The sequence below is a fragment of the Ignatzschineria sp. LJL83 genome, assembly GCF_054871845.1.
On the sequence record NZ_JBTXLY010000001.1, the window covers coordinates 63,817 to 78,630 of the forward strand.

The window sequence follows — 14,814 nt, forward strand, 5'->3', positions numbered from 1 at the left end:
TGGATACTTGAATGGTGATTATGAAAATTCATCACATATTTAAAAAAGGGGCAGCAGCTTTGATAACTGCTGCTCTCCTCATTTGCGGAACGCCAACTTTTGCACAAGATCTGAAAATAGGCGTTGTTGATATCAATCTCCTTTTAGAGAAATATATTGAAGAGAAAGATATCTACTCGTTATTAAATGAGGAGTTTTTTGCAAGAGATCAATATCTTTTGAAAAAGCGTGATCAAATTGAAGGATTACGCAGAGAACTGATTAGTCTGAGTAATGAAGAAGCATCTTCCGTCAGAGAGATTGAGCGTAATATCGTGAATTTAGAACGAGAATTTGTTCGAATTAGTAACGATACTCGCCAAGAATTTAATCTACGAAAGAATGAAGAGTTATACAAATTACAAAGAGAAATTAATACCGCAATTTTACAATATGCCCAAGATCATGATTATGATCTGATTTTAGAATCAGGGCTTCTATTTGCGAAAGAGACGCTTTACTTAACAGAGCCTATTTTTCAAACACTTGTAAAAGAGCACGAGGAATAATAATGACATTACAAGAAATTTTCACTTATCTTGAAGAAAAAGGTGAAAAAGTAACATTACATGGCGATGGTTCTATTGAAATTTTAGGATTATCAACCATTCAGCATGGAAAAGATCAAACACTCTCTTTCTTCCATAATCCTCGATATAGACAATATTTAGAAACTACCAATGCTGCAGCTATTTTAGTGGACGAGCGAAATTTTGAGCATGTCACGCAGCCGGCAATTGTCTGTGGGAATACCCATGCCGCTTGGGCGTATGTAACACAATTGTTTCAGAAAGATTTTCGTAATTTTTCCGGTATTCATCAAACAGCGGTGATTGCGGAGAGTGCAAAGATTGGCGAAAATGTAACGATCGGCGCATATAGCGTGATCGGGGAAAATGTGGTTGTCGGTGATGGTAGTTACATTGATGGACATTGTACCGTTGAGCGAGATGTTGTGATGGGCAATGATTGCTATCTTTTCTCAGGCGTGACCGTTCGTTATGAATGTCAGCTGGGTGATCGAGTAGTGCTTCACCCGAATGCCGTCATTGGTGCAGAAGGTTTTGGTTTTGCGCGAACGGCGCAAGGCTATATTAAAGTCGCGCAACTTGGGCGCGTGGTATTAGCGGATGATGTTGATATTGGTGCAGGAAGTTGTATAGATCGTGGTGCAATTGAAGATACAATTGTCGGTCGAGGCACGAAAATTGATAATCATGTGCAGTTAGGACATAACTGTATTGTGGGTGAAAATACGGTGATTGCCGGTTATACCGGCATTGCTGGCTCCACAGATATTGGTAATAATGTGGTCATTGGCGGCGGCGTTGGGATGAATGGTCACATGAAAATTGAAGATAATGTGATTGTTACCGGCGGAACTCAGGTCAGTCAGCCACTGAAAGCTGGAAAAGTGTACTCTTCAATACCGCCGGTATTAGAGAACAAAGAGTGGCGCTATAATAGTGCACGAATTAAGCGTTTAGGAGATCTTTTCGATCGAGTAAAAACGCTTGAAAAACATATAAAACAGATCGACGAAAAGGTTGAATAAGTTGCTGTTTAACATCTGAATTTAAAAATTTAAAGAAGGGTTTTCATAAAAGTGGCAAAAGGATAGAAGTCACGAAGCTCTTTTTCATTAATAAGAGATGGATGAATAAATTGATGAGTAGGTTGCTATGAATAGAATGTTATTCGATAGCAGAGTTGTGAAATATCAAAATGACAATTAGAAAATTAAAAAATAGAGAATAATAATATGAGTGATAATAAAGTAATTGATATTAATGAGATCATGAAATACTTACCGCATAGGTATCCATTTTTAATGATTGACCGTGTGCTTGATTACACTCCTAACGAAACCTTACATGCTCGTAAAAATGTCACGTACAATGAGCCTTATTTCTTAGGACACTTTCCTGTAAAACCGATTATGCCGGGCGTAATGATTCTTGAAGCATTAGCGCAAGCAACAGGGATTTTAAGCTTTAAATCGGTAGAAGATTACGATTCAACGGATCAATCCATTTATTACTTTGTCGGCATTGATAAAGCACGTTTCCGCCGTCCTGTTGAGCCAGGTGATACGCTCGATCTTAAAGTACAGTTCCTTCGTGCAAAACGTGGAATTTGGGCGTTTGAAGGAAAAGCATATGTAGATGGTAAACTCGTTTGCCAAGCAGAGTTAATGTGTACCCGTCGTGAGGCTTTTGAATAATGAGTACGCCATTAATTCATCCATCTGCGGTGATTGATCCGACAGCTGAATTGCATGAAATGGTAAAGGTTGGTCCTTTTTGCGTTATTGGTCCGAATGTCAAAATTGGCAAAGGTACCGAATTGATGTCGCACGTTGTGATTCAAGGCCCGACAACTATTGGTGAAGATAATACCTTCTATCAATTTAGTTCCATTGGTGAAGTGCCACAAGACAAGAAATATCAAGATGGCGATCAAGTTTTCTTAGAAATCGGCGATCGCAATACGATTCGTGAATATGTCAGTATTAACCGCGGAACCATTCAGGATCATGCGCTCACGAAAATTGGTGATGATAACTGGATTATGGCAACGTGCCATATTGCACACGATTGCATCGTAGGAAATCGAACCATTTTTGCCAATGGTGCCTCTTTAGCAGGTCATGCGATTATTGAAGATGATGTGATTTTGGGCGGATATTCCATGATTTATCAGCGTTGCCGAGTGGGGCAAGGCGCGATTACAGGATTCTCTTCAGGAATTCATCGTAACGTTCCACCATTTGTGACAGCTGCGGGCTATCGTGCGGTGCCATCAGGCATTAACTCTGAAGGTTTGCGCCGTAAAGGGTATTCTCCGGAAGCGATTAAAGCAACAAAAGATGCTTATCGTGCACTTTATCGTAAAGATCTTCCTCTTCATGATGCAATTAAGGAAATCAAGAAGTTAGCAGTTGAAGCGCCACATTTAGAGAAAATGGTGACGTTTCTAGTAGAAACAGAAGATCGAGGAATTGTTCGATAAGGATTGATCAGGTTGATGGCTAAACGATAACATTCGATAGAAATCGTGAACCATTATTAGATATTACCGAAAATGGGCTTTTGAAAATCATATGATTCATCATTGATGAAAGTATGAGGTTTGAATAGCCCATTTTTATTCGGTTTTAGCGCATGAAAATCAGAGAAATAATCGGAGAAAAACGATGACAGAAACGAATATAAATACGACTCTCTCGAATAATGAGGAAGCGCCTATTTTCATGCTGGTTGCCGGTGAATTATCGGGAGATCTTCTGGGGGGTGGATTAATCAAAGCGATTAAAGAGATTTATCCTAAAGCGCAGTTTTTCGGGATTGGTGGCCTGAATATGATTCAGGAAGGACTTGAATCTATTGAGCCGATTGAAACGCTCTCTATCATGGGATTAGTGGAGATTTTAAAAGATCTTCCGCGTCTTTTTAAAGTCAAGAAAACGTTGGTGGAAGAAGCGATCAAGCGTAAGCCCATTTGTTTTATCGGCATTGATGCGCCAGACTTTAATCTACGCCTTGCTAAAGATCTTAAAAAATTGCAGATCACAACATTTCAATATGTATCTCCTTCCGTGTGGGTTTGGCGGGAAGGTCGCGTGAAAACCATTCGTAGAAATATCGATCGTGTGCTTTGTTTATTTCCTTTTGAAGTCGATTTTTATAAGAAACATCAGGTGGATAGTGTTTGTGTCGGGCATCGTTTGGGGGATGAAATTCCTTTAGAAACAGATATGGCAGTAGCAAGAATGCATTTAGATCTGGATCAGGAAGCACAATATTTAGCGATGTTGCCGGGCAGTCGCCGAGGAGAGATTTCTCGATTATTACCCTTCTTTTTAGATTCAGCGCCATTAATCTTGGAAGATTATCCCAATTTAGAATTTTTGATTCCGGCAGCAACCCAAAAAATTAAAGAACTCATTGAAGAAGCGATTGCTCAATTGCCGGCAATCTTGCAGAACAAGATTCATCTATTTCAAGGGCAATCTCGAGAAGTGATGAGCGCTGCAGATTCTGTATTATTGGCATCTGGAACGGCGGCATTAGAAGCGATGCTTCTTAAAAAACCGATGGTAGTTTGTTATCGATTTAGTGGTTTTACGGCGTGGCTGGCACCGAAAATTGTGAATATTACGCATTTTTCTCTGCCGAATATTTTATCGAAAGAAGTGCTTGTTACAGAGCTCTTTCAAAAAGAAGTGACGCCGGAGAATATTCGTAAAGAGATCAATCTCACATTGGAAGATAGTGAAGAGAATCAGCAGAAGCTCCTAAAATTTAGAGCGCTTCATGAGTCTTTACGCTTAAATTCGGATATTGCTGCAAGAGATGCCGTGATTTCTCTCTTAAAAGAGAAGGGAGTGTTATAGATGAAACAGGAAAGTTTAGGGTTTGATTTGGAATTGGATTCTCAAATAGAGAGAGAAGAAATCATTGCCGGCGTTGATGAAGCAGGCAGAGGACCTTTGTGCGGAGAAGTCTTTGCGGCGGCTGTGATTTTAGATCCTGATAATCCCATTGAAGGATTAGATGATTCTAAAAAGCTCACTGAAAAAAGACGTACACAATTAGCCATTGAGATTAAAGAAAAAGCGAAATCTTGGGCGATTGCGAGTAGCTCTGTCGAAGAGATTGATGAGATTAATATCTTACAAGCCACGTTACTTGCTATGCGAAGAGCAGTGGATGCATTAGATATTACGCCAACATTATTACGAGTAGATGGCAATCAAAATCCGAAAAGTCATGTATCGGCAGAAACAATTGTGAAGGGCGATGCGCTCTTTGCAGAAATTAGTGCGGCATCGATTTTGGCGAAAGATGCGAGGGATCAATCGATGATTGAGGTTGATGAAGAGTATCCGGAATATGGATTTGCACAGCATAAAGGCTACGGCACAAAGGCGCATATGGAAGCTTTACAAACATATGGTGTGACGCCAATTCATCGGAAAACGTTTGCGCCTATTCGCAAACTGATAGAAGCAGGTAAAGATTAAGATAATCGTGAAGTAGGTCATGCGCTTTCAGTTATGAAATTCAAATGTTGTATTAAAAGACAATATTATAGAAAGATAGTAGAATATTGAAAAAACATCTCAATGAAAGGTTAATAATGAAGAACTCTAAATGGTTGGATTTTGTTGTAGGATTATTTGTTCTCAGTGGCATCGCAGCATTCGGGTGGTTAGCGTTAAATGCAAGTAATGCAACATCGGGATTTGGTGGTGGGAAACCTATTCAAGTGACGACTTCATTTACAAATATAGGCTCATTAAAAATCAAAGCGCCTGTGATGATTGCCGGCGTTCGAGTAGGCCAAGTTAGCAGTATTACGTTAGATCATAATAATTACAAAGCAATCGTATCTTTGGCATTAGATAGCACTGTGCCGATTCCAAAAGAGGGAACGATGGCGATGATTAATACATCGGGATTAGTGGGCGAGCAATATATTGCGATTGAACCAGGATATTCTGAGGCAGTATTAGAAAATGGAGATACCATTCGCCGTACGCAAGATGCATTTGTGATGGAGCGTTTAATCGGGCAATTGATGGCATCATTTGGCGATTCAGGGAAAGATAAATCGAATGATGATGATTCTGAATCTTCCTTTAAACCTTCTTCCCTATTAGATTAACGAAAGGGCTGAGATTCTTAGACTCTTAGATTCATAGTTGTGATGACATTCATACATGATGAATCTAGAAAATAATAGAGCCAAGAACAAAGCGAAGAAAGAAAAATAGATGCAAGATGAATTAATATTAAACCGGACGGAAGGTGTTGTACTGAATAAGCGACCCTTTAAAGAGTCCGGTTTTTTAGTGGATCTTTTTACAAGGGATTACGGTCGATTAACCGTTTTCGCAAGAGGACGAGCGAATCCCAAGAAGCCTTTGAGCCATCTAGAATTATTTACCTATAGTGCATGGTATTTAAAAGAGGGAAAAGCTTTTTACTTCATTCAAGAAGTTGATGATCTCTTTGCCATTCGGCTTTCCGGTCGGGAAATTTGGACGGCGTACTATTTGAATGAGTTACTGCTTCGAACCTTCCCCAAAGAGCAACCTTCAGAAGAGCTATTCGATATCTATTATCGAGTACTAGAAGCCTTAAAATCAGGAAAAGAGATAGAGCCTTATTTACGGCAATTTGAGAGTAGTTTATTGGCGGATTTAGGGATTCTTCCTGATTTAATGTTTGATGCTGCCGGCGATGAGATTATCCTTAAGAAACGATATTATCTCTCTTATGAAGAAGGATTATTGCCTATCGAATATCCCGGCACATTTCAGGTTTCCGGCAAGTTATTATCGAAAATTAATGATGGCGAAATATTAGAGCGAGAAGATGCGCTGACATATCGGAATATGATGCGATACCTGCTTGCACCACTGCTCGGTGGAAAACCGCTACAATCTCGGGTTTGGATGCAGAAACTCTATAGTAAGGGCAAGGTTTAATAAATAGTTAAGCGTCATAAGGTCTAGAGAAGATACTCCTTGAACAGGAGGGGGTTTCTAGTTTTTTTAATTTAAATTGGCTTAATTCGGTTTGACTGGAAATTGTGAGATATGCCGATAAAAATATTGGCAGAAAAATTGATAGCTAAATTGCAATAGTATTATTACACCTAGAGGCATAGAGCTCCGAACTATATTATCGATGAGCCGATTAAAACTAATATCCAAGTGAAAATCAAGAACGATCATGCAGAGCAATATCGTGACAATGAGATTGATGATAGTAATCCACCGATATGATAGCTTGAAAAAAAGTAAAGTAGAGAGTACGAAGCTATATATATTCCCATAAGCAAAAATAATGATAAAGTTTAGAAAAATCCAGCTCTTAGATATATGATGCTGTTGATCAGCCATATCTCCATTTACCCATAAATGGAGTGTAAATAGACACATAAATATCATCATAATTCCTTCATTAAGAAGAAATATATATAACCACTGGAAAAATTTACTCATAGCAATGTCTCGTATGTTATTAATTAACCCCAATCCGATTCTAATCCAATATTGATCGGATTGGGTATTAAAACAGTGAGTTATGATCTAAGTTGGGTTATTCGCTTTCTCTTCTCGCATTTTGTTCATCTTCATCTCGGCGTTTACTCATGTAGAGATTCAGCAAAGTAACGAGGAAAACAATCGTAGCGACGATTCCGATCATAATGGTAGAGAGTGCATTAATATTAGGACTAACACCTAATCTCGCTTTGGAGTAGATCCAAATAGGAAGCGTTGTACCGCCGGGACCTGTGGTAAATGTCGCAATCACTAAATCATCTAATGATAAAGTGAATGAGAGAAGCCAGCCGGAGATAATTGCCGGAAAGATCATCGGAAGCGTGATGTAGAAAAAGGTACGAATCCCATCTGCGCCAAGATCCATCGCCGCTTCCTCAATATGACGATCAAATCCCGTTAAGCGAGATTGCACAACTACCACGACATAACACATGGTAAATGTGATGTGTGCGATCATCATTGTGAAAAATCCGGTACTAAACTTCAATGCCACAAAGGTTAGTCCGAGTGCACTTCCCATGATTATTTCGGGCATGACCATTGGTGCATATGTAATGCCGGAAAAGAGCGTTTTTCCTTTAAATCTACGAAATTTTACTAAGGAAAATGCCGCCATTGTGCCTAATACGACGGCAAAAGTGGACGTTGCTAATGCTAAGAGTAGACTTGTTTTTGTTGCTGACCAGATCCCTTCTTGTTGAAACAGATCGCTGTACCATTTCGTGGAAAACCCACTCCAAACGGTAACGAGTTTGGATTCATTAAAGCTATAGAAAATCACTAAAATGATGGGAATATAGAGGAAGAGTAAGCCTAAAATTAGTGCTGTCCAATTCAGCGCGGTCATTCTTTTTTTCATAGTGCGCCTCCTAGTCGAATTGCTTTGCTTGAATGCGATTAAAGATATAGATCGGAATCAACACAATCAATAATAGAATCACAGAAATTGCCGAAACAAGAGGTAAGTTCATGCCTTGAAGGTAAGTGTCATAGAGCACTTTTCCAATCATGGTGACATTAGAACCACCGAGAAGATCAGGGATGACAAACTCTCCAATTGCCGGAATAAAGACTAAGAAACATCCTGCTAAAACGCCGGGAAGCGATAATCTAAAAGTAATCGTCCAGAAGGTTTTAATGGGCGGTGAGCCTAAGTCTAATGCTGCTTCCACTAAGGTATCGTCAATTTTGATTAACGTTGCGAATAATGGCAAAATCATAAAGGGCAGATAGCCATACACAATGCCGATATACACTGCTAAATCTGTATGAAGAATATGAAGCACCACAGGGGAGCTCGGATCAATTAAACCAATTCCCATTCCAACCCAATTAATAAAGTTATTGAGAACGCCGGTGGGAGAAAGGATCGTAATCCATGCATAAATTCGGATTAGAAAAGAAGTCCAAAAGGGCAGAATCACAAGCATGACTAAAAAGAGTTGCCACTTTTTAGACGCTCTCGACATCGCTAGCGCAATAGGATAGCCAATAAGTAGCGTCAATAATGTAGAGATAAAGGCGATTTTCACACTATTTAAATAGGCGTGAATATAGATGCCATCTTCCCAAATCTCCATATAGTTCTGGAAGTTCACGGTAATCTGCAATAAGCCATCATCTACCCACGCCAAAAGATTGGAAAATGGTGGAGATGCGATTTCAGCTTCCGTAAAACTAATTCTTAAAATAATTAAAAAGGGGATCAGGAAGAAAAGAATGAGCCAAAGATAAGGCACACCGATTAAAAATCGGTGGCTATGACCAAGACCTACCAAAAAACGATAAGGCGCAAAGCGTAATAATTTACGATGGGTAAAGTTCAAGCGAGAAACAATCTCCGCCATAATGCCGGTAAATGTTCCGACCTCTTGTTGACGATGTGGCATTGCCAACCCTCCATGATTAAAGGTTAAGAGATGAGTACAATTCCTGAATCATCTGTAAAGCTCACATAAACACGATCTTCGTGAGTAATTCTTTGCTCAATAATGCGCGTATCATTCATTTGAGAAACGGTAATCATCTTCTCATTATCAAGTTTTACGTGATAAATCGAAACGTTCCCCATATAACCAATATCCCAAACTTCCCCTTGTACGCAGTTAATAAGCGTATTTTCCGGCGGCGTAAGAGAGATATCGAGCTTTTCAGGACGAACTGCAACCCAAGCTTGGGAACCCACGGTTGCCCCAACTCCTTGCGCACAGACTAAAGGCGTCGGTGCTTCAAAGCTCTCAATAGTTGTTTGATTGGAAGAAATTTCCGAAATCACACCTTCAAAGATATTTACATCGCCGACAAACTCCGCAACATAGCGAGAGTTCGGGAATTCATAAATCTCTGCCGGCGTTGCAACTTGTGCAAGGCTTCCTGAATCCATGACAGCAATTCGGCTCGAAACGGTCATCGCTTCTTCCTGATCATGCGTCACAATAATAAACGTCATGCCAAGCTCTTCCTGAATGGTCATGAGCTCAAATTGTGTCTGTTCACGAAGACGTTTATCAAGCGCACCTAAGGGTTCATCAAGAAGCAGTAATTTAGGTTTTTTGACAATACTACGAGCAAGCGCTACACGTTGACGTTGTCCACCTGATAACTGATGCGGTTTACGTTTCGCAAAGCGTTCCATCTGCACAAGCTCAAGCATTTGAGTAACCCTGCGACGAATCTCCGGCTTTGACACTTTATCTTGCTTCAATCCAAAGGCGATATTATCTTCCACTGTCATATGAGGAAAGAGCGCATAGCTCTGAAACATCATATTTACAGGTCTTTCGTAAGGCGGGATTTTCGACATATCTTCGCCTTCTAGTAGAATTTTACCAGAAGTGGGAGTTTCAAATCCTGCAAGCATTCTTAAAAGCGTTGTTTTACCACAACCTGAGGGACCCAAAAGAGAGAAAAACTCGCCTTTATAAATATCTAGAGAAATATGATCCACCGCTAGATGATCATCATAGCGTTTTACGATATCGGTAATTTCAACATGAGGAACAGAATTAGGATCACGCCAAGGTTCATTCTTGTGTAAACGACTTTGTTGTTGCATAAGCGCCTCCGCATTTGATTAAAGAGGGAAATCTTTAAAAATGGTTAAAGGGAAAGGTCAAGAAAGGCTTCTTATCTCGGTGTATTGCGAGGGCTGAATTTTAGTGTGTTTTGCGCAATGGGGCAAGCCTTTTTCAGGATAAATTTTTCTGAGAAAATAACTGCTTAAAAGATAAACCCCAAGAGTATTGCTCTTAGGGCTTCTTCCATTTTTGACTCGCATAAGTAGAATCTGTTTTTAGCTTATTTTAGGTCTATTGTTTATGCGATTTTTATTTATCTTATCGTTGTTTTATCTTTATTTTGTATCTGGTTTTTATTGTATTTTACGCATGTTTTATGATGGTTTCTTAAAAAACCGTTAAAACTTCATTTATGGGTAAGCGGGACTTTTTGAGGGTCACATTAAAGTCTTCATTGCTGTGATATCCCAAAGATGCAACGACAACACTGCGATAGCCTTTATTCTTTAGATCTAAAATTTCATCGAGTTTATCGGGATGGAAACCTTCTATTGGTGTTGAATCAATATCAAGTGCTGCAGCTGCAAAGAGAAGATTGCCAAGGGCAATATAAATTTGCTTATCTTGCCAAATATGAAGATCTTCCGGCGTATGATCATTTAAACCTACGAAATAACGGCGACCTTTGTCATTCGCTTCTTTCATGCCTTCTTCAGGAAAGCGAAGATCTTTCTCTTCTTGATCAACGATTTCTGCCAGGAAGTCGCTCGACAACTCGTTTTTGGCTAAGAATAGAACAACATGAGATGCATTTTGTACGCGAGGTTGGTTGAAGTCCATAATTGCCGGTAAGATTTGTGCTTTTGCTTCATCTGTTTCAGCAATCATAAAATGCCAAGGTTGAGAGTTTACGGAAGAAGGGCTATTTCTTAAAACGGTATACAGCTGCTCTATAAGCTCCTTAGAGATTTTTTTCTTAGGATCATAAGCCTTACAGGTATAACGGCGCTCTGAAATTTCAGCAATTGATGACATAAAATAACTCCTTCTATTTCGTATGAATGACAAAATATAATCATATTACAAGTCGATCGTAAGATCATAAAATACCGGATAACTGTAGCATTATCTATGAAGAAATAGCAATTCGGCACACCTTATCTTATCTATTAATTGTTTGAAAATAGAGTGATAGAACTATATTTTCAAATAGGTTTTAACGATGTTTAAAAGTTTTGGGCATCGATCTTATGGATATTTTGAGGCGCTATAAGATTTTTTTATAACTAAGAATGAATCGAGGAGTTATATTTATTATGGATTTTTAAAATTATGATGCGTTGACAAAGAAAAAAATGGATTGTGGTAAAATCGCCGAATTAAGATAAATATATAGCTTTTTTTATAAAGCTATTTGCATAAGGTTATTCATGGTATTAATAAAGGCTTTTAAAATCATAGGAATGTTGATTGCAATCATTGTGGTTGTTCTCGGAGTTTTGGCTGCATGTGCGGTAAAACCGCTTCCAAAGTTAGAGCAGGTTGAAAGCCGAGCATTGCCGGCAAACGATAATACACAACTCGCAAAACTATTAGCGACAGAATTACCGGAAGATCCGAACTTAACGGGAATTTTTGTACTAGGAGATCCCTTAGATGCATTCGTTGCGCGTTCGGCAGTTATGAAACTTGCTGAAGAATCAATAGATCTTCAATACTATATTTGGCGCCCTGATACCTCGGGAATGATGTTGCTGAGAGATGTTTATGAAGCGGCTGAAAGGGGGGTGCGAGTTCGATTATTGCTAGATGATAACAATACTTCCGGAATGGATGATCTTCTTTCTATTTTAAATGACCATCCCAATATTGAAATTAGACTATTCAATCCTTTTACCAATCGTAACGTTCGATTTTTAGGATATATCATCGACTTTAAACGACTCAATCATCGGATGCACAATAAGTCTTTAATCGTAGATGGTCAGATTGCCATTACGGGAGGAAGAAATATTGGGGATGAATATTTTGCAGCCGGCGATGGAATGGTTTTCTCTGATTTAGATGTGATGGCGATTGGAAAAATTGTGCCGGAACTTGCCAGAGATTTTGATGATTATTGGAATAGCGTTTTAGCTTATCCTTCAGAGCAGATTATCACTAAAGAGTATGGCAGTGACTATCTTGCGGCATTAGATAAATTAAGACGTACAAAGTTTCGAGCAGATGTTTCTACTTATGAGTTAGCGCTTTTAAATTCTAGATTATTAGAAAGAATAGTGGATAACGATATCCGTTGGCGCTGGTCAGAGGCACATTTAGTATCAGATCCACCCAGTAAAGCATTAGGTGTTTGGAGTGAAAATGATTTCCAAAAACCGCTATTGGAAGCTATTGGTAATGTGAAAAAGGAGATCTTTTTTGTCTCCCCTTATTTTGTACCGACAGGGGAAGGAACGGAATTTTTAATCGATCTTGTGAATAAGGGAATAGATGTTTCTGTCTTAACAAACTCTTATAAAGCGACGGATGTGATATTTGTGCATGCGGGGTATATGGAATATCGCCAAGAATTGATTGATGCCGGCGTTAAAATCTATGAGCTAAAAGCGGATGGTAATCAGGATCATATCTCAGGTGTAACGGACAAGGGATTAGTGGGAAGTTCTGCATCGAGTTTGCATGCAAAAACATTTGTTGTGGATCGCTCTCAGTTGTTTGTGGGGTCTTTGAATTTAGATCCTCGTTCTGCAAAAATTAATACAGAGATGGGAGTCGTCATTTTAAACCCAGAATTGTCGAAAGAGATTGGGGAAGAGATTGATGCTACGCTTTTAAGTCAATCTTATAAAGTGATTTCGGTAGATGGTAAGCTTCAATGGCAAGTATACGAAGATAATGAACTTATTGAAACATTTGATGTAGAGCCTAATACCAATATGTTCACGCGAGGCTTTATGAAGTTTTTAACAGTACTGCCGATCGAGGGGTTGTTATAAAAGATTTCAGGATAGAATAAGGATCAGCTTCTGTTGTGTTTTATTTTGAAGTAGATCTACTAAAGTTTGTATATATAGACTGAAATCGGTTTAAGAAAGTTTAATGGTAAAATTAAGGCTAATACATGGTTGGGTCGAATGCTTGCATTCTTTTTAAAATCCCATGCCAGCAGTATCAATTCTTTTTAGAGTTTTAAATCGGAATGGCTATAAAATATGAGTATTGAATGACGTTCGTAAAAATAGGTTTATTGGAGATATATTGGAAGTCAAAAAAGCGCTATTGAATTAGCGCTTTTTTCATGTCTACTTTATCCATATCTTCATCTATATAGAACCTGTGATTCTGTATTTTGAGTGGAGGAACTATTTGAATTTAGCAATAAAGGCTTCATGAGCGGCGAGTTCGTCCGGAGTTGCGTAAAAAACTTTACGCTTTACTGCTGGCATTCCATCTCTGCTTGCTTTTTGTGTTGCTAATTCTGCGCTATTTTTGAGGGTATTCTGAGTTTCAAAGATATCAAAGAAAGACTCTTGCCCGCCGGTCATGTTGAGATACACTTGCGCCAATAATTCTGAGTCGAGTAGGGCGCCGTGAAGTTCACGTCTAGAGTTATCTACGCCAAGTCTTCGGCATAATGCATCAAGCGTATTTCTTTGGGAAGGATAGAGCTCCCGAGCCATTTTTAAAGTATCGATCACAGGAGAGCGATCCGTGACTTTAGGCAAGCCCATTCGTTCTAATTCAAAGTTTAAGAAAGGAACGTCAAACCCAGCGTTATGAATAATCAGTTCAGCGCCATCAATATAATCTAAAAAGCTTTGACCCACTTCTGCAAATAGAGGCTGATCTTTTAAGAATTCATCACCAAGACCATGAACATTAAATGCTTCCAGAGGCATGGATCTTTCAGGGTTAATATAGACATGAAAATGATTGTCGGTGATCTCCCGATCAATCATCTCAATACAGCCGATCTCAACCATGCGATCGCCTTTATTGAAGTCAAAGCCCGTGGTTTCGGTATCTAGTATAATTTGTCTACTCATAATAAATGTACTCTTAGTATGACTTTCTGTAATAAATTCTTAGTGGATTATTGTTTGATTCAGAATAGATTTATGAAGCTGTAATCAAACTTTAAATTGCAATAAACATCCGATTATTAGATGTTTTATTGGGTTGTCAGATCTGTTAAAACTTCTTTAAAGATTGTTTTAAATATTGTTCTTAATCGCACTAGTTGCTAAATCATCAACAATCTCATTTTCTCGATGTCCAGCATGGCCTTTTACCCAACACCAATCGATAGACAGATGACGTTCTTTTTCACTTAACAGTAAGCGCCAGAGATCTTGATTGAGTACCGGTTTATTATTTGCTGTCTTCCAATTTCGTCTAATCCAGCCATCAACCCAGTTCATAATACCTTGTTGTACATATCGAGAATCTGTTGTGAGAACAATATGGCAAGAGCGTTTCAGGGCTTGTAATCCTTTGATGGCCGCTGTGAGTTCCATGCGGTTATTAGTAGTATCTGCTTCAAATCCTGAGAGTTCTTTCTCATGACCTTTATATACTAAAAGCGCACCCCAGCCTCCGGGGCCAGGGTTGCCACTACATGCACCATCTGTGTAAATATGGACGATATCCGTTGTATCTTTGTTTGCATCTTGCATA

The 14,814-nt window shown here is 39.0% G+C and carries 15 protein-coding genes; 9 read left to right on the forward strand and 6 right to left on the reverse strand.

The genetic code is table 11. The features are described from left to right. Window positions 1-11 precede the first annotated feature (11 nt). From ACYSN2_RS00255 to recO, 8 genes are all read left to right on the forward strand, one after another. On the forward strand, window positions 12-548 hold the full coding sequence (locus ACYSN2_RS00255; RefSeq protein WP_461748250.1) for an OmpH/Skp family outer membrane protein: 537 nt from the start codon (window positions 12-14) through the stop codon (window positions 546-548). A 2-nt stretch (window positions 549-550) separates the two neighbouring features. Continuing rightward, on the forward strand, window positions 551-1,594 hold the full coding sequence (gene lpxD / locus ACYSN2_RS00260) for a UDP-3-O-(3-hydroxymyristoyl)glucosamine N-acyltransferase (RefSeq protein ID WP_461748251.1): 1,044 nt from the start codon (window positions 551-553) through the stop codon (window positions 1,592-1,594). A gap of 207 nt (window positions 1,595-1,801) precedes the next feature. Further along, window positions 1,802-2,263 carry a 3-hydroxyacyl-ACP dehydratase FabZ gene (gene fabZ / locus ACYSN2_RS00265; RefSeq protein ID WP_461748252.1) on the forward strand — a complete coding sequence of 154 codons (462 nt, stop codon included), beginning with the start codon at window positions 1,802-1,804 and terminating at the stop codon, window positions 2,261-2,263. Then, window positions 2,263-3,051, forward strand: coding sequence for an acyl-ACP--UDP-N-acetylglucosamine O-acyltransferase (gene lpxA, locus ACYSN2_RS00270; RefSeq protein WP_461748253.1), 789 nt, complete (start codon window positions 2,263-2,265; stop codon window positions 3,049-3,051). Before fabZ ends, lpxA begins: the two co-directional genes overlap by 1 nt. Before the next feature lie 184 nt (window positions 3,052-3,235). Further along, window positions 3,236-4,435, forward strand: coding sequence for a lipid-A-disaccharide synthase (lpxB, locus tag ACYSN2_RS00275; RefSeq protein ID WP_461748254.1), 1,200 nt, complete (start codon window positions 3,236-3,238; stop codon window positions 4,433-4,435). Further along, complete coding sequence (gene rnhB, locus ACYSN2_RS00280) at window positions 4,436-5,065, forward strand: ribonuclease HII (RefSeq protein WP_461748255.1); 630 nt, start codon at window positions 4,436-4,438, stop codon at window positions 5,063-5,065. 116 nt (window positions 5,066-5,181) lie between these two features. Then, window positions 5,182-5,709 (forward strand): outer membrane lipid asymmetry maintenance protein MlaD, encoded by a 528-nt coding sequence (mlaD, locus tag ACYSN2_RS00285; protein ID WP_461748256.1) that lies wholly within the window; start codon window positions 5,182-5,184, stop codon window positions 5,707-5,709. Window positions 5,710-5,818: 109 nt separating this feature from the next. Further along, window positions 5,819-6,535: a DNA repair protein RecO gene (gene recO / locus ACYSN2_RS00290; RefSeq protein ID WP_461748257.1), complete on the forward strand. Its 717-nt coding sequence runs from the start codon at window positions 5,819-5,821 to the stop codon at window positions 6,533-6,535. Window positions 6,536-7,151: 616 nt separating this feature from the next. Here recO and ACYSN2_RS00295 read toward each other — a convergent pair. The 4 genes from ACYSN2_RS00295 to nfsB form a co-directional block, all read right to left on the reverse strand. After that, complete coding sequence (locus ACYSN2_RS00295; RefSeq protein WP_461748258.1) at window positions 7,152-7,976, reverse strand: ABC transporter permease; 825 nt, start codon at window positions 7,974-7,976, stop codon at window positions 7,152-7,154. Between the two features lie 10 nt (window positions 7,977-7,986). Further along, window positions 7,987-9,006, reverse strand: coding sequence for an ABC transporter permease subunit (locus tag ACYSN2_RS00300; protein WP_461748259.1), 1,020 nt, complete (start codon window positions 9,004-9,006; stop codon window positions 7,987-7,989). 23 nt (window positions 9,007-9,029) lie between these two features. After that, window positions 9,030-10,172 carry an ABC transporter ATP-binding protein gene (locus tag ACYSN2_RS00305; protein WP_461748260.1) on the reverse strand — a complete coding sequence of 381 codons (1,143 nt, stop codon included), beginning with the start codon at window positions 10,170-10,172 and terminating at the stop codon, window positions 9,030-9,032. Window positions 10,173-10,521: 349 nt separating this feature from the next. Next, a complete protein-coding gene (gene nfsB, locus ACYSN2_RS00310; protein ID WP_461748261.1) occupies window positions 10,522-11,169 on the reverse strand; it encodes an oxygen-insensitive NAD(P)H nitroreductase in 648 nt (215 codons plus the stop codon). Window positions 11,170-11,564: 395 nt separating this feature from the next. On the opposite strand from nfsB, the gene ACYSN2_RS00315 reads away from it, so the two are divergent. Next, complete coding sequence (locus tag ACYSN2_RS00315) at window positions 11,565-13,133, forward strand: phospholipase D family protein (protein ID WP_461748262.1); 1,569 nt, start codon at window positions 11,565-11,567, stop codon at window positions 13,131-13,133. A gap of 366 nt (window positions 13,134-13,499) precedes the next feature. Here the strand turns inward: ACYSN2_RS00315 and dnaQ are convergent, their stop codons facing one another. Both dnaQ and rnhA read right to left on the reverse strand, forming a co-directional pair. Next, complete coding sequence (gene dnaQ, locus ACYSN2_RS00320; RefSeq protein WP_461748263.1) at window positions 13,500-14,183, reverse strand: DNA polymerase III subunit epsilon; 684 nt, start codon at window positions 14,181-14,183, stop codon at window positions 13,500-13,502. Between the two features lie 168 nt (window positions 14,184-14,351). After that, window positions 14,352-14,813: a ribonuclease HI gene (rnhA, locus tag ACYSN2_RS00325; protein ID WP_461748545.1), complete on the reverse strand. Its 462-nt coding sequence runs from the start codon at window positions 14,811-14,813 to the stop codon at window positions 14,352-14,354. Between the last annotated feature and the right edge of the window lies 1 nt (window position 14,814).

Excerpts from the sequence above, each read along its gene's own strand:
- ACYSN2_RS00255 (WP_461748250.1), top strand. The coding sequence starts at position 12 with ATGGTGATTATGAAAATTCATCACATATTTAAAAAAGGGGCAGCAGCT.
- lpxD (WP_461748251.1), top strand. The coding sequence starts at position 551 with ATGACATTACAAGAAATTTTCACTTATCTTGAAGAAAAAGGTGAAAAA.
- fabZ (WP_461748252.1), top strand. The coding sequence starts at position 1,802 with ATGAGTGATAATAAAGTAATTGATATTAATGAGATCATGAAATACTTA.
- lpxA (WP_461748253.1), top strand. The coding sequence starts at position 2,263 with ATGAGTACGCCATTAATTCATCCATCTGCGGTGATTGATCCGACAGCT.
- lpxB (WP_461748254.1), top strand. The coding sequence starts at position 3,236 with ATGACAGAAACGAATATAAATACGACTCTCTCGAATAATGAGGAAGCG.
- rnhB (WP_461748255.1), top strand. The coding sequence starts at position 4,436 with ATGAAACAGGAAAGTTTAGGGTTTGATTTGGAATTGGATTCTCAAATA.
- mlaD (WP_461748256.1), top strand. The coding sequence starts at position 5,182 with ATGAAGAACTCTAAATGGTTGGATTTTGTTGTAGGATTATTTGTTCTC.
- recO (WP_461748257.1), top strand. The coding sequence starts at position 5,819 with ATGCAAGATGAATTAATATTAAACCGGACGGAAGGTGTTGTACTGAAT.
- ACYSN2_RS00295 (WP_461748258.1), bottom strand. The coding sequence starts at position 7,976 with ATGAAAAAAAGAATGACCGCGCTGAATTGGACAGCACTAATTTTAGGC.
- ACYSN2_RS00300 (WP_461748259.1), bottom strand. The coding sequence starts at position 9,006 with ATGCCACATCGTCAACAAGAGGTCGGAACATTTACCGGCATTATGGCG.
- ACYSN2_RS00305 (WP_461748260.1), bottom strand. The coding sequence starts at position 10,172 with ATGCAACAACAAAGTCGTTTACACAAGAATGAACCTTGGCGTGATCCT.
- nfsB (WP_461748261.1), bottom strand. The coding sequence starts at position 11,169 with ATGTCATCAATTGCTGAAATTTCAGAGCGCCGTTATACCTGTAAGGCT.
- ACYSN2_RS00315 (WP_461748262.1), top strand. The coding sequence starts at position 11,565 with ATGGTATTAATAAAGGCTTTTAAAATCATAGGAATGTTGATTGCAATC.
- dnaQ (WP_461748263.1), bottom strand. The coding sequence starts at position 14,183 with ATGAGTAGACAAATTATACTAGATACCGAAACCACGGGCTTTGACTTC.
- rnhA (WP_461748545.1), bottom strand. The coding sequence starts at position 14,813 with ATGCAAGATGCAAACAAAGATACAACGGATATCGTCCATATTTACACA.